Source organism: Paraburkholderia fynbosensis (assembly GCF_902859935.1).
Taxonomy (GTDB): domain Bacteria; phylum Pseudomonadota; class Gammaproteobacteria; order Burkholderiales; family Burkholderiaceae; genus Paraburkholderia; species Paraburkholderia fynbosensis.
In genome coordinates, this window is record NZ_CADIKI010000005.1 from 1 (window position 1) to 19,599 (window position 19,599).

A 19,599-nucleotide genomic window follows, 5' to 3' on the forward strand; every position below is an offset into this window, starting at 1 on the left:
AGTGGGCCGCAGCGTATCAGGCTGCAATAAGCCCGAATATAAAGCTGCAACCCATCCTGCCACAGTCGTAGCACGCGAAAACCGTCGCAAACGGGAGGCGTTCATATAAGGGCAGATGAAAGACTGTGGTTTCGGACAGACTCCCGCGGAGCAGTTCTACTCGTTGGCGGTATAAGTAGTCCTCAGCATGCTGGCCATTGTTCAACGCACTTTTCTTAGTGCGACAGAACCAGCGCGTCTGTCGCATGGGTATGGCGCATCCAGTGTGGACTCGCCTGCCGCAGTTTTTGTGCAACCGCCGGGCCGTCGGCGTCGACAAGATCAGCGGTCCTGGCAAAGAACAGCCGCAGCACGTTCCAGAGTCGCGCGCTGGTGATGCACGCCGCACCGTCCTCGGCGAGACTCGCGATCAACGGCGTGTCCGGTCTCCAGCGGCCGGGCGTCACGGGTAGCCGCCGTTCGACCAGGTGACGATCGAGCGCCATGCGGGCGAGCGGCGGCAATGCGACCTTGGCCATTTTTCGTCCTTTCCGGACGACCTTGAGCCAATGGTCGCCGCGCGCGTCGGTCTCGATATCGCCGAGTGCGGTGCCAACCAGTTCGCTTGCGCGCAGACCCGTCGCATAGCCAAAGTCCAGGATGAAGCGCAGTCGCTGTGCCGCCTCGGGCGCCCAGCGGTATGACCACTCGAGGCCGTCGGCGATCGCGCGGATGAGCAGCCATTCCCCTTCGGTAAATGCATGAGACGTGTCGAGCGCACCCGCACGGGCGCTCCCCCACCTTCACGCCGGCAAACGGATTCGCCAGCAGATACCGCTGCGCAATGAGCCAGCGAAACGGCGCGCCCAGCACGGACAGTGCATAGGCGGCGGAACGGGCCGACAGCCCGCCCAAGAACGGGCGCCAGTCGGGTGCGCTGCGTGGCCGGACCGGTCCCACCCAGCATTCCCGTCGTGTCGGTCGGCGCAGGAACGCGCGATAGGCGACCGCATCCTCGGTCGTGAGCGACGAAAGCGCCCTCCCGGTTCGACGATCGCCCACAGGATGAGCCGCTCGGCTTCCTTCCGGTACGCGCGCTGCGTCGCCGCAGACTCGTGCAGTGGTAACCAAGCCTGCACCGCCTGGTAGTCGTTGTCTGCATTGAGCGTGCAGGTAGCGCGCGAGCCCCCGATAGGCGCCGGCCGAGCCGTCGACCTCGTCCGGCAGCCGCAACTGCTCCCACGGCACGATACTGCTGGCCGGCGAGACGGCGATAAGCGCCCTCGCCCGCTCGGTCAGCGCCGGGTGCGCGGCAAAGAACGCCTCAACGCGACGCGCACCGGCAGGGCCGAACCCGGGAATAGCCTTCCACCACTGGCGCCGACTCGGAATCCGTACGGTGAGGTCCGGCAGCGTCGAGATAGCGTGTGCACGCAGGGTGGCGACCGCTCGCGCCGGCAGCCAGATGCCGATGTCGTCACTGATCTGCGGAGTCGGCATGCGCGCGTGCCGCAGGACCTCGATCGCGTCTGCGACCGCCTTCGCTTCCCGAAAACGCTCCCCGTCAGGGTGCTCAAAAACGGTGGTGAGATCCGGCCGGCCGACCTGCCGTGCGACCCTCGCCGGCCGCCGACGAACTCCGCCGTGGACACCGCGCGCCGACTGCCCTGCTCCGATGCGATCCGACAGGTAGCGTTCCACGGCTTTGCGAACCGACATGCCGGTGTACTAGGGGCGCAGCATGGCCGCATCATCAGCTTCCGCCCTCGCAGTGCACGTGCAGGCTCAACCGGTAGCACGTTCACCGGAGCTCAAGTCGGGTTTTTGCTAAGACGTCCAGCCGATTGCATCAAGACGTTTCGCGCCTCCTTGAAAAGGCCCAACTGAAAAGAGGCGCAAGCAATGTGGGCTACGCCTCTTTTAGTGAATCCGGACATCATTTGTCGCAATGCTCCGTCATTCTTTGACTGCGCACATTGCATTGACGGTCCACGGCGCCAAGCGCACATGTCCGCACTCGCATGCGTGTGACCTCATTAACCCGTGCGCGACTTTAAAGGAACCGATATCGTGTCGAACAATTCCCCGCTAGAAAGCCTCGCCGCATTCGCGATCGTCTTCGTCGCCGGTGTGCTGGCTACCACCGCATTTGGCAAATACATCGACAAGGTGAAGCGCGACGCACGGGCTTCAGTAGGCTGACCCGTTCGACCAGGGACACGATGCAACCCACAGTCACAGTGCCAGCGCCGAACCGACGGCCTGAATGAGCGTGTCCCGACATCCTTTGCGTTGAAAGTTGGTGAGCGCCTGCATTTTCGTTCGCACCATCTGCCACGCTTCGAGCAGATCGGTGCGCGCTTTATCCCAGGCTGCGGGATGGTGATAGAGCGTCACGAAACGATACTTGTCACCTTTCCAGGTGAATGCCGCAGCGCCCTCGGCGACTTCTCCTTCCCATGCATCCAGCCAAACGTGCGGAAGCTCTTCATATTTAGAGAGCGGCAACTCCGGTTTCGGTCCTTTGATGATCGGACTGGCGGCAAGCTCCCAGACCATCTTCGGTCCGGATATGACGTTCTTATTGCCCATCGCATCGTTCAAATCCAGATACGCCTGAATGCGAAAGTGCTCCTTGCCCATAGCGCACAGGTGCAAAATCCCCCCTTCGAGAAACGCAAGCGGCGTCACCGTCAAACGGAGCTGCGGATTGTCGTCCGCCGTTTCGCATAGCGTATCCAGTACCGCGTTGAATGCGCCGTTAAACCATTCCTGAACGCCCGCAAGCACGCTACCGCATGCCAAAAAATCGTCGTGCTTCATGCTGGAGATATTTCCTTCTCTAAAGGTTTTCAGGAGCCGGGATACGTGCAGGTCCGCATCGCCACCGTACGATTGGTTCAGCGCAGCAAGGGCCGGAAACGCGGCGCGTGCACGATATTCTTTCTCGACATATTGCTCGGGATTCTTCACTGTGGATCGGTAGTAGAGCGCCATCCTCCCCATCTCCGCCGAAAGTCGCGTAAGCAAGTTTTGTTCATCGCCGTCGGCATCGCTCACCACGACAGCGAACCATACGATGCCAGCCTCCGCCATCAGATAGCCCCAACGCCGGTCATGGTTCTTCGTCGCGAGCCAGCGCTGCAAGTTGCGTCCCTCTGCCGTCGAGACCGCCGCCGCTGCACAGACAGCGGTACGCAACAACCAGAACTCCCCGCCAACCGACTCCAGAATCACCCTGCCGCTCCCCTGCCCTCGGCATGCAAACGCGTACGACATATCCATTGCGCGGGTCGCGGTTTTCACCAACGGATCGAGTGCGAAACCTTTCGCGTTAGTATGCTTGACCGACGAGGGTTCTCCTTCAGCAAGCGCCTCGCTCAAGGAGCGCGCTTCGGCAAGCGTGCCCGGTACCAGCATTTCCTCCGTACAAAAGATGTCCGCATCCTTCGAACCGGTTCGCGAAAGGCGCAGCACGCCTGTTCCCGTGTCAATCGTCCGCTGTGCCAACCTGCTGTCTCCCGACTCGTCGGAAACGCATCGCCGCACACGCACGCAGTTGAACGCCGGCAAGTATTCCGCCGACGTGAGCGCGCTTTCGTCAGTGGCTTGCACGGATCGCACGGTGTCGTCACCACCCTTGCATCGAATACCGTCAAGTAAAGTAATCTCTGACGGCGCGGCGTCTTTTGCGACGAGCGCCCTCGCGGAATCGGGAAAAAACACTGCGCCGGATTGCGGAAAATAATTGGTCGCCGCAACCTGAATCGACTCGTCGTCAAACGTTGCGAGACTCAACTCACCGATTTCATCCTTGCGCTTACCGAGGTCCATTCGAAGATCACTGACGATCTTGGCCTGAATCACGCGCTCGACCTGAAAGCGGTCGAGTGTGCCGTCCAGATAAGGGAAAGCAACACCAAGCCGCGGCAGACCCTGCGTCCGGTCGCCCTGAGCGCTCGCGAAGCGCTCGATCCGTCGTCCGATCAGACTGCCCAACCGGTCGATACGCCCGATGCGCTGCTCGAGGTCACCCGAGGTCCACGCCACCCCGTAGTGCACGATGTTGTCGCAGAACAGGTGCATATCGACGCCCTCTTTCAGCACGTCTGTACAGATCAGCACGTTCGGGTAGGTCGGAAACTTGAACTGCGTGACCGCATTCTGGTTTCGCAGGCGACTCGAACGACCAATCACCGGCGACATCTGACGAAACGCCAGATGCACGCGTTCACGGTAAATCTCTCCCCAGTCGACTGCCGCGCCACTGCGCATACATTTGTCGACGATCAGATCAAAATGCTCGATCCAGCGGCGGAATCTTTCCTTCCAGTTGCCAATGTAATTGGCAAATTCATGGCTTGCAGCGCTGTGCGGTCCGGCCTCCAGCAGCCATAGCAACTTGTCGGGCAGTTCGGTTTTGTCCGTCGGCGTGCGTGCTACGTGCGTATGCAAAATGTACAGATCGACCAGAAAATCGGTTTGCCTTATCGATTGAAGCACGCATAGCTGCAACGCGGCGAGCTTCCACGCATCAACCGCGTTGTCGGCCGCGTTGCCGAACAGCCATTGCCGAGGCGGGTCGGCGCTGAGTTCTTCCGCTCGCCTTTCACCCAGAACGATCTGCAGAAAGCGGGTCCAGCGCGCCGCATTGTTCTGCCAGTGGGATTCATTCGCCTTGCTCACCACCTCATCGCACGCTTGCGGACGCTTCAGGAGAAAGCCTCGCAGCGGGTTGCGCGAGGCATCCTTCGCGCTGAGCAGGCGCGATCCGAACGAAACCAGCATCCCGTGATCGCCGCCTTTTTTTGCGCGCTTCAGCGCTTCGAAATAAGGGAGCTTGAGCGCGTCCTTATAGGCGGTGCCGCGTGGTTCGTCAGCTGACGGCCCTTCATCGCCGAGTTGCTCGATACTTTCGCGTTCGACGTCCTCGTCGGCCTTTCTCTCCGCCGCGACGACCTCCTCGTCAGCGCTCTCGGTTGGTCTCGCGTGTTCTGTCTCCCAAAACTCGCCTTTGATCCACGGCGATTTACCTTGCATGCCAAAGGCGGACCGCATCAACTGGGTTCGCCATGTCTCGATCCGCTGATCCATTTGTTGCTGGAACTTCGTATGCAGCAGGTCGCGGATTTCCTCCACCGTATCGATACGCCGCACGAAGACGAGCGTCTTCTGACAGCTGGCGTCTTTGAGGCTGTGTTCGAACAGCGCGTCGGCGGCACGATTCAGTTTGGCGTGAGGAAGCGCGACACCCTGCCGCGCGGTCGGTGTCGCGCCACCGAGCGCCTTCATCGCGTTCTCGAAGTCGCGATTCAAGTCGTCGATAACGGTACGGTCAAACGCTATACCGGCTTCATCGTCCTGCGTGTGTTGTCTTGCATCACGCAGGGATTCATATTCGCGCTCGGCGATCGGCTCCGATGTGCCCTGTTTCCAGGACCCGAGCGTGCGTCTAACGGACGCCGACAATGATTCAAACGACGCGCATTCGCCGAGGCGAAACTTGTTTCCTTTGCCGGCAAGCGCACCAACCAGCCGTTTCTGCACCAGCGACATCGTCAGCGACAGAAATGGGTCGTCCGCACCGGTATAACGAATCCGCTCGTATTTACGGTACTGGATCTTTCCGTATCGCGTGTCCTGGCTATCCGCATACGTGCGGGTTCGACGCACCATGAACTTCGGCAGCAGGGGCACGACGTCGCGCCTACCTTCCGGTTGCGCGTGAAGCTGCCAGGTGATACGGCTGCACGATTCCTGATAGTTGCAGTTGCCGCAATCGCGCGGAATTTCCAACTCGCGCTTGTCGTCGGCGCTACCTACGAACAAAGGCTTGCGGCAAAGATAGGTATCGAGACTGCGAATGTCGTTCACGCTCGAATGCAGCGGCGTCGCGCTCATGAACAACCAGCGTTCAACATTGCGCCGGAAAATCGCGGCAATATGGCTATTCTGAAAATTTCCCGTATGACGAAGATACTGTGCTTCATCGAAGATCACCAGATCGAGCGGCTGGTTGGGAACCGACGCACCATTTTCAAGCCGGGAGCCGTTTGTCATCAATGCGCCGATGCGCCGGCAATACGCCGCGCCAAGTGCGTGCGTGAGGTCCTCTTTCTCGGCTTTGGACAGCTTCCGGCGCGTCGCGGGAATCGCGCATTCATCCTTGTCCATATCGTCGATCGAGGCCGCGCCAATCTTTTCCCGATACTCTCCCAATATCGAAGCCGAATCTTCGCCCTTGAGCGAAAGCGGCCGTCTAAAAGACGAATACCGCATCAGATGAATCCGGGCATCGCCGAGGCTTAGCGTTTCGACGAAGTCGCGCAGGCTATGGTGAAAATTCAGATGCTCCAGTGGGCTCGCCTCCGCTGTACTGAGCAAGCGGTTGTCGAGCAACCTGTAGCAGGTTCGCAGAAACTCCGACCATTCGCTTTGCCACTGGCGCTGCAGCGTTGCGCTTGAGCAGACGATCACCACGCGCGAATCCGGCTTGCGCAGGAATTGCGTCGCGATGATGCCCATTGCCTGCCGCGTCTTTCCCATACCGACTTCGTCGGCGAGATAGGCAAACGATTTGCTCTGCAGCAAATGCCAAAGAGCAGCCACCCCTTCGCTCTGAAGAGCGGCCTGCGCACTCGGGGTTGCGCGCACGGCGTCGTGACCATCGAAGTCGATGTATGAGCGAACGGCTTGCGCAGTCAGATCGGTTGGAATGAGGTCTGTTTTATTGTCCATGAACCGCTCGCGTTTGATTGCTTACTTCCCGGCCAATCTCCTTGCGAAACCAGGCAAGAAAACCCTCGACGCCTTTCGGCGTGGCCTCGCCGAACATTGAGCGGAACGACTCCGATTTGCCGAGCAGGGCCACCATCTCCACGTGAAGCGCGGCAATCTCCGCGTTGATGTCGATTCGCAATGTCTCGCGCAACTTGGAATTCGTCGTCCTGTCCAGACGCGCGACGATGTCGCCCATCTCCGAGAGCTGGATATAGCGGCCAATCTTTTCCTCGTGCGTAACCGCGGCCTGCGCGGTGATCGCCCGATAAAGCGTCACGGCGCCGTACGGCGCCAGTTTGTCGTATGGATCGCGCGTCGCCCCCGGAGTTTCGGGCGTCTGGTAATACTCGAGCAGCTTCCACGCGCCCTGAAACAGGCCAAAGAAATCGAAGGTCGGGTCGGCAGGGATTTCTTCGCCGTCGCCCGCGCCGTCGGCGAGGTCGGACAGTGCGCGCTCCTTCGCATTGCGATCGGATGGCTGCGGATTGAGGCCTCGCAGCAATTCGAGGACCTTGTTGAGCCGTGGACGGGGCTGGTAGCCGAGCTGATCGTCGTCTGCATTGACCTGGGTGATCAGCCCGCGGAAGGTCATGGGCTCGCTCTGGCCAAGGCGGTATGCGACTGAGAACGAACGCACGGGCTGCGCGCCCTTATACCGCAGCGTCATGACTTGCGGCTGACCGGTGACGGCGGCATCGAAGCAATGGCAGTGGCTGCCAATCGACAGCACGATCTCGTTGACCGGCACGTCGCTGGTGAGGGTCAGGCGTGCGCGAAATTCGTTCGCCTCCCAGTCGTACAGGACGGTTGCGTCGAACGGAGGAAGCGGGGGTGCGGCCTCCTCCTCGTCCTCGCCGCTTTGCGCGAAAGCCGGCTCTTTTAGCGGCTGTAACAGCGTTCTCCATGGGTCCGGCGCGTCGCTGAGTTCATAGCGAAGCATCGCCTCGATATTCGTCAATATCTGGTCCCGCGCAGTGAGCATCGCCGCCTGGGTGAAATTCGCCGAACCGATGCAGAGTACCTGCTGCTTCTCGTTATGGAGGAGCAAGGCCTTGGCGTGTGTATAGCGTTCGCCATCATCCCTGAAGCCGGCAAAGGTATGACGCGTCAGGTCTAACGTATCGCACGGGAAGCGGTACAGGCCGTCGGCAGTGAGCGATGGCACAAAGCGGCACTCCTTGACACCGAGCGCTTGAACCAGCGTGTGCACCTCGCTCCAGTAGGGCGACACGACCGTAGCAGTGTGCCAGTCGCTCTCGCCTTTCAAAGCGTGAAGCATCGAGCTTTTTCCGTACCCCTGCGGCAGCGAAAGATGCAGCGTCGGTGTAGCCGGCGTATGCCGCGGGAACTGCTTGGGCTCGTCCAGTGCAGCATGTAATGCCGCCAGAATATTCCGAACCTCGCCCTCCTCCTGATACCCTGTGTTGCCCGCGAATTCGAGTTGGCGCGCGGCCTCGGCTTGCAGCCATTTGATTAGTGGACGCAGTTCCTCAGCATGGCGGGAGGTCACGGCCGTCATCCCGACAACCTCGCGATTGATCGCCCAACCGGACAGCGTCAGATTGCCACTGCCGACTGACAGCCAGATGCCCTGCTCCTGCGTGTCTTTCAACGTGCCGGCCATCAACATCAGCTTTGGATGAAAGCGACCGCGTGCGAGACCGACCGGCAGTAACCCGTAGCGCATGTCGCCCTTGGGCTCGGGGCAGGTCGAGCGGTCGCATACCACGAGGCATTTGACCGTGTTCAGGTCCTCATTGATCGCATAACGCGTCTCAGAAGCGCCTTTCAGATCGCTGACGGTGTCGCCGACGAGCAGCGGCAAGACGTTGGCCTCGAAAAACCGCGACGCAAAGTTAAAGGTCGTAAAGAGAACGTGGCGCGGATGATCGGTTGAGAAGCGGTCACGGATATACTCGAGCGTGCCGCGCATGACGTGCTCGACGCCGGATCTCGGTGAAGTCATAGCGGTGCTCAAAATACCTGCTCGTAGAGATTCGATGCGGTGTTGAGGTAGTAGTCGTTCATCCACGGCTGTCCGCTTTCGAGGCGCTTCCTCGCGTCTTCCGGGCTTCGGTCGCCGATCACAGGCAGCAACACCGCACCGCCTTCAATCAACACCAACGGGTCGCGTCCGCGCTCTTTCATGCATCGTGTGTGATAGGCGACCAACTCGTGCAGGAACGCAATCAGAACAGCCTCCGTCGAGGCAGCCTCCGCGGTTGAAGCACTAGCAAGGATTTCGGCTAACACCTGCATATGCTTCATGCGCGAAGAATCCTGTTCACCCGCAAGCGTCACAAACCGCTCGGCGCGATCGCGCATAGTCGGCAACATTGCATCCAGTTCGCGCGCGACGAGATCGAGTTTCTTGCCAGGTGCGCCACGCAGATAGTCGAACGCGTCCTGCATCACGAGAAGGAACGGCTCGCATCGCTGGATACAGTCGATCGCATGAGCCAGCTGCGGTAGTACGAGCTTGCCAACGCGGTCTTTGAAATTCAACTCCTGCGTCGCGGCCAGCTTGCGCAGCGCGAGGAACTCACGAGCCAGAGTTTGCTGATACGTATCGCCGAACAGGCGCTCCTGGAGCGTTTGGCGAAGCGTGTGCTGATCGAAGACGCTAGCCAGCGCTGTTGCCAACGCACCGCCGAGGTATTGGTCCGGAAACAACGACTTGCCGGCGCCCTTGAGCGGATCAGCCAAGGCGGCTTTGAGTACTTTTGTGGCATCCGCCGTCCAGCGCTCGGCTAGCTGACTGGCGACGCCGGGCGCAACTATCCAGCTGTCATCCACAAGGCCGGCGCGTCGGCAAGTGCCGCGATAATACTGATAAAGCCCGTTCGCAACGGTCTTGCCCATCTTCGTCGTTACACTGAAGTTCTCTCCGCCAGCGGCGAGCGCGTTATAGCCGAAACACGCTGCATGGCCGTTGTGATACAGCCAGTATTCGATGAGCCCTTCCATCAGCCGGAAAAAGCGTCGACGGGCGCCGTCGCGCTCGAGCAGCGATTGAAGGTCATCCAGATTGATCAGCCACTGGATCAGAACCACCGCTTTGATGCCATTCACCTGCCCAACCGGCGACGCCAGGTTTGGAACGAGTCTGCGCCCAAACGCGCTCCATACCGGCAGCAAGCCCAAGGGGTCGCGGCCGCCGGACGACCTGCTCAAGGCGGGGTCCGCATCGGTGAAATACGGAAGACCGGCCGCCGACATGGCGGCGGCACGGCCGTCGAATTCAGTCATGAAGAGCCGTCAAATGCGTGGCAGGAAATGGGTAAACGTCTAAAGACGCCTTCTTGTTGGTGGAGAACCAGATGCGTCCAGATGTCCGGAAAACTCGGGAGAAACGTTGCTTGCCTCGTCTGCATGGACGCGGGTAGGGTCAACCTACCCGCACACCACCGGCACACAACGTTAGAAGTCTTCGGCCCACCGTTCCCAGAAACCCGGTTCGTCGTGATGCGCGTTCGTCATGGCAACATCCAGCGAAAGCGCCCAGAAACGCATGTTCGGCAAACGCACGTTGCCGTCGGGCAGATCGAGAAACGCAGCCAACTGCTGATAGACCGGATCGCCGGCGTCGTAGCAAACGTCCACATATATGCTCCCGCGATAGCCGCGCATCACATTCGGATTAGATATTTCGCCGCATTCGCGCCACCCGATATCGTGTGCGTCGAGCCACTGGATAACCTGTGCGCGCGTTTGATTCTCAGTCCATACGCTTCGCTTGCCCTGCGGGTCGTCGAAGAACGTCAGGTACAGCACGTCTCGCTGTTTCTGGCGAGCGATAGCATCTATATGTTCGAGTACAGTTGGCATATCAGCAGCGACCGGCCATAAAAGAAGGGGCACTCATGCTAATCCTGCAAAGAGACAAATCGTGTCCCGGCAGAATGTGCCCATACCTCTCGCTGGCCGGAGACGTTTTCACCAGAACTATTCGCCGAAAATCTTCTGCGACAGAAACGCTTCCAGGCCTTCATCCAGCACGCGGACGACACCACCATTCGGCGTGGCCCACAGTACGATCCGCTGCGCCTTGTTGTCGTATAGATAGTACTGACCGTCGCCAATCTCCAGCAGCGGCGCCGCATTCGCCGGATAGCTCGCATCGCGGCTCAGGTCGTTGTACGCATTGAGCACATTGAGGTAGTGGTCTGCCGGGACGCCGAGGCCGTAGGTCTCGTAGGCGCCGAATACAATCACGCCGAAGTCCGAGAGGAAGGACTTGTATTCGCTCGATAGAGAAAATGGCAGCTTCTGCTCTAGCGCCTGGATGCTTGCCGGGTCTGCCGGACGGGTATTCGCCTGATGGCGTTCAACCAGTTGTTTGACGTTTCGCATAATGAACTCGAAGTTAGCTTTGTGACTCGATCTGTGCAGCCCTGGCCTTCCAGTACTCTTCCCGCTCCTTGCCGAAATCCTCCCGATTGATTTCCGACTCCTTCAGCTTGTTGTGCAGAACGTTATCGTTGCCTTTCCCGCGGTGTTCCGCGCAGGTAAGTTCGGCAAGGGGCGAGTCCTGCTTCTGGCCGATATGGTGCAATTCAATCGGCCGGCCATTGGCATCGAGCGGCGCGCGGCCAGCCTTCATCCGTTCAAGGTTGGTCTTGCCGAAGAGGTCCACCTTTTCGTAGTCGATGTCCGTACGAATCAATGCATCCTTGTCATTGACTTTCGTTGCCTCGAGATTGGCATTGTCGTAGATCTGGCCTTCGGCCTCACTGCCAATCGCGTCCAGGACGCTCTCCGGAAAGCCATCCCCTTTCAGTTTCTCACGAGTTTCGCCGCTGAGCGACGGAAGCTCGAGACGGTTTTCCTGGGTCAGGAAAAGAGGTTTGTCGAGCTCGACGACATCCAAGCACAAGTCGGGCATCTCGCGAGCCAGCTCCACCAACTTGTTGGAGGCGTCGGTCTGCTCAAGCGCGAAGGTTTCTAAATTCACAGGGCACTCCCTTTTTCAACACTAGCTCGCCAACCGGCATAGATCTCAAGATGGCTTCCTTTCTGCATGCTGTAGTCCTTCATCAGACACTGCTGGGCGGCGAAGGCCAGCTCACCTGCCAGACCGTCGGCGAGCGGGGACAGCAACGCGCCCAGCAGGTCACGTAGTACGTTGAAGCCACCTAGTACGTTGACGTGAGCCGCTGCCTGAATGGCCTGTTGGACGCCAGATCGGCAACCCAGGACATCCACGATCAGCGCCGCGGTGAATCCAAAGCGCTCCGGTTTCCAGAGCGTAAGCGGCTGCTCACGCTTCGACTCATTGAGGGCCTGATAGAGGGGTATCTTGCTTCGCGTAAGCAAAGGCAAGCTGCGCATGCCCGCTTCGATCAGGTTCAGATCGGCAGTGTCGGCGCTACGAATACGCGTCGCCAGTAGCAGCTTGAGCACCTGTTCGTTGAACGCGCTTCGGCTTGAAGTCGCTTTGTCCGACGGATGGTAGACGTAAGGCGTCTCACGGCCTGCGAATTTTTTGACCTGACAAAGCACCGGCTCCAGCCAGTCGTTCTGGTAGACGATGGCGACGCCTTTCGGCAGTCTCGCGATCTCTTCAAGCTGGTCATCGCGCAGCGCAACTGATTTGCCGATCAGGCGCCGGTCCATTTCATCCGGCAGGCGCATGATGATTTTCGTATTGGTGTTGCGGATCGCGGCAATATCCACTGCGTGCGGCGATTGATCCGCAATGATGAAACCTTCACCATACGTCCGCATCTCGGCAATCGCGTTGGTCAGCATCTCAACGGATTTGCCGATCACGCTCGACCCTTCCGTACTCCCCTCGCCTGCGCTACGCTTGAGTATGTTGTGCGCTTCCTCGAGAACGGTGACATGGCGGAGCTGCTGGTTCATGCCGCCGTTAGCCATCCGGTATTCGCTCAGGCGCATCACCACAATGCCCATGATCAGGGCCTTGGTTTCCGAAGAACCAACGCGGCTTAGGTCCACGATCACGTTGCTGTCGAACAAGGTGGCACTGTCGATCTCGTCGGCGACGAAGATCTGGCCGTTCAAGCCGTTGGTCAACGATTTGATCCGCGTCGACAGTGAGCCGATATAGTTACCCTTGAGTTCCTGCGAATAGGCAGATGCCGTGATCACGCTTTCAAGCGCAATGAGCAGATCGGCGAACGTCGGAAAGAGGCTATCGCTGTAGCGGTTTGCTGACGATTCGAGATCCCATCCGCACTCTTCGTATGCCTGCAGAATGGCGTCCTTGAGCACCGCCGGCATCGCTGCGTACATCGGCCAGCAGACATTGAAAATCTCCACCAACCGATCCACGTGCTCAAGCACATGAACAGCCACGGGGAACTTGAAAGGATTGATCCGCAGCAGTTCGCTGTGCGCCGGATGCGTGCCGAACACGCTGACGTCAGGGCGTTGACCGAAAATGTGTTTGTACTCGCCCTTCGCCGGCTCGATTACCAGAAACGGCACGCCCGCGGCTTCGATCTGGCTGAGCATTTCATGGAGCGTGTTGCTTTTGCCGGCGCCGGTCGAGCCACTCACGAACACATGGCTGGAGAGCTGGTTCAGATTCAGCGAAATAGTTTGTGGCAGGTTTTCCCAGAGATGGCGAATGTTACCGAGCGTCAGCGTTTTTCCCGCACCCGCTTCGGCGAACGTTCCGTCGAGTCGCTGAACCTTGCGTCCGAATGCCTGCGTTTCCAGCACGGCGACCGTGGAAGTCGACCGGCGAGGCAGGCTCAATTGAATCGCCAGTTCCTTACCCGATACAAGCGTGGCCGGCGTCAGGTAGCTGATCGGCACCGTCTTTGAGAAATTGGGCCGCAGTTGTGGATGGCTCAGCGCGGTCAGCCAATCGATGATTGATTTCTTGCGGCCTGATTGCCAGGTCGTGAGCGCAAAATCCTCGTGACTCGATTTGCTGCCGCGGATCAACCCGAGAAAAATGCTGGCAAGAGATTCGGAAGACGCGGTGCTGTCGCCGATAAAATACGCTGCGGAATTCCAGCCACCATATGTTTTGGCCTCGTCGATACGTTCGAGGTGGTGGTCGATCTTCGACAACAGGCGCTCGATAGTCTTGTCGATCGCCTCGATCGACATTTGCCGGCTCGAACCGTTGGTCTTATTGAGCGAGCGGGTGTCTGTCGTACTCGTCGTCCTGGTGTCCGAAGTCGTTCTGGAGGCCGCTTCGCTCCACGACGTGCCGTGGCTTTCGCTACGCCCATTCGACGTGGATTGGCTCGTGCCGGTGGTCTGCTGCTCATTGAATGCGGTAGTAACCGCCGTCGCAACTAAACCACCCGCGACCATCACCAACGGTGCGAACGGCCCCGAAGCGATCGCGGCCGCGCCAATCGCCAGGCTCGCCGCGGAGCCGCCGATCGACGCGGCCTTGGCTGCCGCAGTTTGCGAACTCAGTGAACTCGACGTGCCGGTAGTCTCCGTTGTACTCGTGCCGACCGTTTCGGAGGTGCCTTTAGTTTCCGTCAGGCCAAGACTTTGCCCCAGGGATTGACTCAACCCCTCGCTGATGCTCTGACCGACACTGTCGCTTTCTTGCTCACCAAACGACACCTGCTGCTTCAGCAGCGGCGAAAGCTGGGTCGCTACCTGCTCGTATCCGGTGCGGATCAGGTCGAGATTCTGCGAGGAAACCGGCTCGGCCAGAATGATCGCTTGATAGACGCGACTTTCAGCGGCATCGATAAAGCGTTCGAGCCCTTGCATGAAGTGTTCGCGATTTTCCGTCGACAGTGCTGGCACGCCCGTGACAGCGGTGATGCTCGCAGCCGTACTGTCCTTTTCGGCCGCTACGCTCTCGAGTAACGCGTTGACCTCCTGGACATTGAGCGGGAGTAGCGAACTACCCGAAAAATGACCTTTGAAGGTCTCACGCAAAAGCTCGCCGGCGTTTTGCCCAAGCATTCTTCCCGGCTCGCCTCGCGCGCCGATGAACACTTCTGTTTCGACGCCATCCGAACGCAGAAACAGGAACACCGAATAGCCTGCGGCGCCCAATGCCGTGTAGGCCGCGGTGGTGCTTTCGAGGACCGACTGCTTGTTGCCCTGGACAATCCGCTCGATGCGGAAGATCCGCACGTCGCTGGCGCGGTTGAGTGGGACGCCCTTTTCGGCGAAGGCATGAACGAAATAATGCTCCAACTCCGCCAGATAGCTGCGGTTGATCAGAGACCGTCCGGCTTCGAGCGTGGCTGCGGTGTTCTGATTGATTGAGGGAATCTCGATCTCAGGTTGGCGTACTGATGTCAGAATCATTGAGCTTATTTCACCAGCGAGAGACAAATCACCACCGCCGCGAGCGCGCCGCCAAATAGCAGGGCAATTTTGAAGATTGGATTCAGTTCCGGGCGCGCCGTGCGTGATTCGGGGCTCGGCGTGGATGGTGCCTGATCCGCGGTGGCCTTGGCCGCACGCTGGCGTGGGTCTGGTTGGAGGCTTGGTGTGCTCGGTGCAGCGATGGGAGCAAAGCCTTCCACGCCGAGTTGACGCAGGTGCTCCCGGACCTCCACCAGGTGTAGGAAGCGCTTTTCCGAGAAGTTGGTCTTCAGATAGACAGTCTGGTTGTCGTAGTAGGCCAGTAACCATTGACTCTGGTCTGGATCGATCTCGCGCGCGAAGGCTTTCTCCGCGTAGGGCTCAAATAGGCCTGATACTTGTCCTTTCGTCCAAGCCGACGCGTTCCGAAGATCCTGTCTGCTAAGCCGGTTATTGTTGAGTTCGAGTCGCAACGCCGTTTGAACGGTCAGCAAGTCGCCTTCATCGACGAACTTCTTCAGATTGCTAGAGGGCTGATAGGACGAAGGCGTGCCGTCAAAGCGCTTGGCTTGAGAGCGCTCGCTCACACCAGAGGCCCCACTGCTAACAGACGGCGGAACGAAGCCTTTGTAGCCTTCCTGCCGAAAATACTCGCGAACCGTGATCAAGTGTTCGAGACGCTCTTTGGAGAAATTTTGTTTCGCACAACGCTTCTGCCGGCTGTAGTAAGCGACGTCCCATTTGAACTGCGCGGGGTCGATTTCTGCGAGCATCTCGTCCGCGGCATAGGAATCCAGCAGGTTGGGCGTAGCGTTTTCCGCTTGCGCTAGAAACTGCCTCAAGAATTCGCCACTGACTTGCGTTTCTTCGAACGCCAAGAGAAATTCATGGCGGACCTTTGCGATAGTTGTGTCTATTGTGCTCATGAGTTTCCCGAGTTCAAACGGCCAAAGTCTGATCAAGTCTTGACTTGAAGCTCCTGATCCAGTCATGTAGGAGCCTAGCCTCTTCGAGAGCAAGCTCCCGCTCCTTGCGCTCACCTATCTTCCCTCTCAGCGAGTCCAACAACTCATTGAACTTTGATTCGAACTCATTGTTCATATATTCGACGAAGCGATTAGTCAGTTTATCTTTCCCGCTCTCGATTTCGGTGCGCGCAGCCCGTATTAGACCCGTGAAGGCCGTCTCAATTTGGGTCAAGCGCTCCTTCCAGAACTCACCGAGATCAACGTATTCCTCGTCGCCGTATACGTTCACGGTCTTCTTTCTCGTCCAGGAGAACGGGTTGTACCAGCGACTGTCGCTCTCCTCTCGCTGCGACTTGACCACGCGCCGCTCCTTAATATCATCGCGCTGAAGCGTGAGATTTAGCGAAATGTCAACCATTTTTTTCCTGATGCCTTCGAGGACGGGTAAATTCAAGTCTTGGGTCCCCGCGAACAGTGCCTGGATATATCGCGCGTAATTCTTCTGGAGTTCTTCGCCGATGAGATGCTGACTGGATGCAAACAGCGCCTCATATTCGTTGATAAGCTTCTTGTACTCGAATCTCAGCGTCTCTTCCGCATTTCCGACCATCGCCTCTGCTTCTGTTACCAAAGCCGTGCGTTGGAAGCCGCGTTCCATCGCACGGATCATTGGGGCAACGGATGCCTCGAGTTCAACAAGCCTAGCCTCCACAAGGGGGGGTAGCGCCATGCCTTCCGCCTGAACCTTATCTCTGTAGGCATCCGTTTCAAACCCTTTTTCCTGGCGCGCCTTCAACACGGCGATCTCCCCCTCGACCCGGCGAAGCGTCGCTTCATCCTGATCCAGCTGCTCGATCAACCCCGTTTCGTTGAGCCCCACTTCAATCGCTTTGGTAAGTGCATCGTAAGCACGCTTAACGCGATGCGGGAAGTTGTACTTGTCGATGTACTCATCGATCATCGCTTCCACCGCCGGCAAACCACTGCCCAGCAGCAGACTGGAGAGATTCTTCTCTTCCAGATTACGTCTCACCCGCGACGTAATCGGCATGTACTGCAACATGTCCATGCGCGGTTCTTCGCTGAACAGATCCGCCATACTCTTGTAGTCGTTACGCTCTTTACGCGTATGGCCATCGCTGGGCTTACGAATCAGTCTCGCGAGGTTTGCCGAAATCGGGTAGATCGTCGGATTCTGAATCCCGTTGCTGCTGAGATATTGCCTGACACGCGTCAGGACCGATGCCGGGTCTTCACCGTTCTCAGGATCGAACACATCCATCTTGTTGATAACGAAGATAAAGCGATCCTTGCTCTGCTTGCCGCCTTTGCGCATCGTCTCAGCCACCAGACCGAGCAGATGCTTGTCGTCATTGGTGCCGAGCTGGCTGGCGTTGAGCACGTACAGGATCAACGGATTGCGCCGCGAATCCTGCACAAATCCCATCGTGGTGCGTTGGTGCTCTTCGTCCTGGCTGTTGTTCGGCCCGGGTGTATCGGTCAACACAAGCCGCACGTATGCGCGCTCTTCAATGCCTTCGATATTGCCTTGAATATCGATGAGCTTGGTATCCGCAGAGGTATTCCAGTCTTTGATCGTTTCCGCCGTGACGTTCTCGGAACTCGCCAGCACCTGCCCTCGTGCGCCTAGGCGTTGGGCCGTGAAGCGCTGCTTCATCGAATCGTTGTCAGTGATTCGCGCGATCGTCGCCGTGGTCGCCTCGTTGGCGGCGGGGAGCAGATCACGGCCGAGCATCGCGTTGATCAGCGTCGATTTCCCCGACGACATGGTGGCGACGACGTAGACGTCGAAATCCTTATTGAACGCTTCATCAAATGATCTTTTCGCCTCTTCGTTCTCGGAGATGAAAAGTTTGAACTCCGGGTGTTCGGCGGCTTCGTCCATCAGACCACGGATTTTTTCGAGGCGAACCTCACTGGAGTCGATTTCTTTCCAGCTCACATTCACCTGCATGCCACCCGCATTGGCCACTTCAGCCGCCGCAGCCACATCCAGAAAGTCCGATTCAACGCCGGTGAAGGTGACGTCGAAACGCTTGTCGCCGTTGAACAGAACACTCAATTCGTCGAACAGTTTCTCTACCCACACCTGAAGGCGCATTTCCTTGTAGCTCGACAGCTTGCAACCTTCCGCAGGAGGCTGGCCATTGGCCAGAAACTGGGTATCGACGATGAACGGATTGTGGATGATTTCGATCTTATTCATTTTGATTCGGCCAAACGGCGTTGACGTTGAATGAGCAGCTCTACAGTCCTGAGCCCGCTGTAGGTGATCAGTTGCTTCATTTCGTTTTCTTCTGCGAGTCTCTCGTCGGATGCAATCGCGTCACTGCGTTGCTCCAGTTCGTCCAGTTCTTTGAACAGCCGCTTTTTTACGGTAGCGGGTGCGGTCGTGACATGGATCAGCGCGCGCTTCCGGTCGCTGAATTCATCCAGCGTTTGGTGCAGCTTCGAGCGCTGCGGACGCGTCATACTCAATCGATTCAACGCTTTCCTCGCGTAGAGTGCCGCGTCAGCGATAGTGGGAATGACAATGGGATCGCGGAAACCGGCGTCGCTCAGATACTTGTGGACGCGCTCGATGTGCTCCCCGATATCTTCACCCTTTTCCGGATCGAGCAAATCGATCTTATTCAAAACGAAGTAGATCTCGTGCGCGGGATCTTCTGGTAATCCGTTACCCAACATATCGAGGCACGCGCGATCGTCGACGGTGCCCAATTGACCGGCGTTCAGCACGTAACACAGCGCCTTGAACGGGATGTTCTGCACGGCCTCCCGCATCAATTGGCCATGCCGTTCGTTCTGACTGTTATTCGGTCCCGGCGTGTCATAAACGACGAGTCCGGAAGCCGGACGCGGCGCAACATTGAAGCTACCCTTGAGCTCGATACGCTTGATACGCCCATCCGAATTCCAGTCGCGGAGCAGTTCGGCGGAAGCATCGCGTTGAGTGGCCAATACTGCGCCCGAGTCGAGATAGCAAGCCCCTCTAAAAGACTTGACCCCTTTCCTGTGCTCGACCCGTGTCAGACAAGCGGTCGTCGCCTCATTGGCGACGTGCAATAGTTCATCGCCAATCAAAGCGTTGATGAACGAGGACTTGCCAGCACTCATGGGCGCCGCCACTAACACCTCGAACAGATCCTTCGTAGAGGATGTGGGCTTTCTTTTCCCCGGCGTATGCGCTCTCTCCTGCGCGGGTCTTTTCATACTCTCACCATCAACATCACTAGTACCAGCCCGACAATGCACTAAAGCACAATCGGGTGGACTAGGGACGGCTCCCGGTGGGAAAGGGCCAATCCGCAGCGGGGCTCAGCGCTGTCTTAACTGCCACCGGATTTCGCTGACTTTCTTGCGCGACCGCAGCTTCTTCCTCGTCGGAGGAGGCCTCTTCGCCAAAGACCTGCTCGAGGGTAAGCCCATATTCAATCACGCGCGCACGGACTTCATCGAGCACAGCCTGCAATTCTGCGAGTCGTGCTTCTTCAGCTTGCGCAGCGAGCGCTTCAGCTTGCGCTTTGAGTTCAAGGTAGTTTGCCATTTTGTGCCGCCTTTATAGGAGATTGAAAATGCCACTCACGCC

12 protein-coding genes and 1 pseudogene are annotated in these 19,599 nt (G+C 58.4%); 1 reads left to right on the plus strand and 12 read right to left on the minus strand.

Annotated features, from left to right (window positions below; genetic code table 11):
* Nucleotides 1-230 precede the first annotated feature (230 nt).
* A pseudogene (locus HV770_RS09670) lies at nucleotides 231-1,707 on the minus strand (phage integrase family protein); the annotation flags it as partial.
* 342 nt (nucleotides 1,708-2,049) lie between these two features.
* On the opposite strand from HV770_RS09670, the gene HV770_RS39385 reads away from it, so the two are divergent.
* Nucleotides 2,050-2,181: a hypothetical protein gene (locus HV770_RS39385; RefSeq protein ID WP_281366206.1), complete on the plus strand. Its 132-nt coding sequence runs from the start codon at nucleotides 2,050-2,052 to the stop codon at nucleotides 2,179-2,181.
* A gap of 33 nt (nucleotides 2,182-2,214) precedes the next feature.
* Here HV770_RS39385 and HV770_RS09675 read toward each other — a convergent pair whose 3' ends face one another.
* From HV770_RS09675 to HV770_RS39390, 11 genes are all read right to left on the minus strand, one after another.
* Nucleotides 2,215-6,717: a DEAD/DEAH box helicase gene (locus HV770_RS09675; protein WP_175159195.1), complete on the minus strand. Its 4,503-nt coding sequence runs from the start codon at nucleotides 6,715-6,717 to the stop codon at nucleotides 2,215-2,217.
* Nucleotides 6,707-8,692: a phospholipase D-like domain-containing protein gene (locus tag HV770_RS09680; RefSeq protein ID WP_246290788.1), complete on the minus strand. Its 1,986-nt coding sequence runs from the start codon at nucleotides 8,690-8,692 to the stop codon at nucleotides 6,707-6,709. Before HV770_RS09680 ends, HV770_RS09675 begins: the two co-directional genes overlap by 11 nt.
* Before the next feature lie 41 nt (nucleotides 8,693-8,733).
* Nucleotides 8,734-10,008 (minus strand): hypothetical protein, encoded by a 1,275-nt coding sequence (locus HV770_RS09685; protein WP_175159196.1) that lies wholly within the window; start codon nucleotides 10,006-10,008, stop codon nucleotides 8,734-8,736.
* A gap of 171 nt (nucleotides 10,009-10,179) precedes the next feature.
* Entirely contained in the window at nucleotides 10,180-10,362 is a 183-nt protein-coding gene (locus HV770_RS38520; protein WP_246290789.1) for a hypothetical protein, read from the minus strand.
* 342 nt (nucleotides 10,363-10,704) lie between these two features.
* On the minus strand, nucleotides 10,705-11,112 hold the full coding sequence (locus tag HV770_RS09695; protein WP_175159198.1) for an SMI1/KNR4 family protein: 408 nt from the start codon (nucleotides 11,110-11,112) through the stop codon (nucleotides 10,705-10,707).
* 13 nt (nucleotides 11,113-11,125) lie between these two features.
* Complete coding sequence (locus tag HV770_RS09700; protein ID WP_246290790.1) at nucleotides 11,126-11,713, minus strand: HNH/ENDO VII family nuclease; 588 nt, start codon at nucleotides 11,711-11,713, stop codon at nucleotides 11,126-11,128.
* Nucleotides 11,710-15,021, minus strand: a complete 3,312-nt coding sequence (locus HV770_RS09705; RefSeq protein WP_217468581.1) for an ATP-binding protein — start codon at nucleotides 15,019-15,021, stop codon at nucleotides 11,710-11,712. Before HV770_RS09705 ends, HV770_RS09700 begins: the two co-directional genes overlap by 4 nt.
* A 5-nt stretch (nucleotides 15,022-15,026) precedes the next feature.
* On the minus strand, nucleotides 15,027-15,947 hold the full coding sequence (locus tag HV770_RS09710; RefSeq protein WP_217468582.1) for a hypothetical protein: 921 nt from the start codon (nucleotides 15,945-15,947) through the stop codon (nucleotides 15,027-15,029).
* 13 nt (nucleotides 15,948-15,960) lie between these two features.
* Nucleotides 15,961-18,216, minus strand: a complete 2,256-nt coding sequence (locus HV770_RS09715; RefSeq protein WP_175159199.1) for a dynamin family protein — start codon at nucleotides 18,214-18,216, stop codon at nucleotides 15,961-15,963.
* Nucleotides 18,213-19,223, minus strand: coding sequence for a dynamin family protein (locus tag HV770_RS09720; RefSeq protein ID WP_217468583.1), 1,011 nt, complete (start codon nucleotides 19,221-19,223; stop codon nucleotides 18,213-18,215). Before HV770_RS09720 ends, HV770_RS09715 begins: the two co-directional genes overlap by 4 nt.
* A 61-nt stretch (nucleotides 19,224-19,284) precedes the next feature.
* On the minus strand, nucleotides 19,285-19,557 hold the full coding sequence (locus HV770_RS39390) for an H-NS family nucleoid-associated regulatory protein (RefSeq protein ID WP_175159200.1): 273 nt from the start codon (nucleotides 19,555-19,557) through the stop codon (nucleotides 19,285-19,287).
* Between the last annotated feature and the right edge of the window lie 42 nt (nucleotides 19,558-19,599).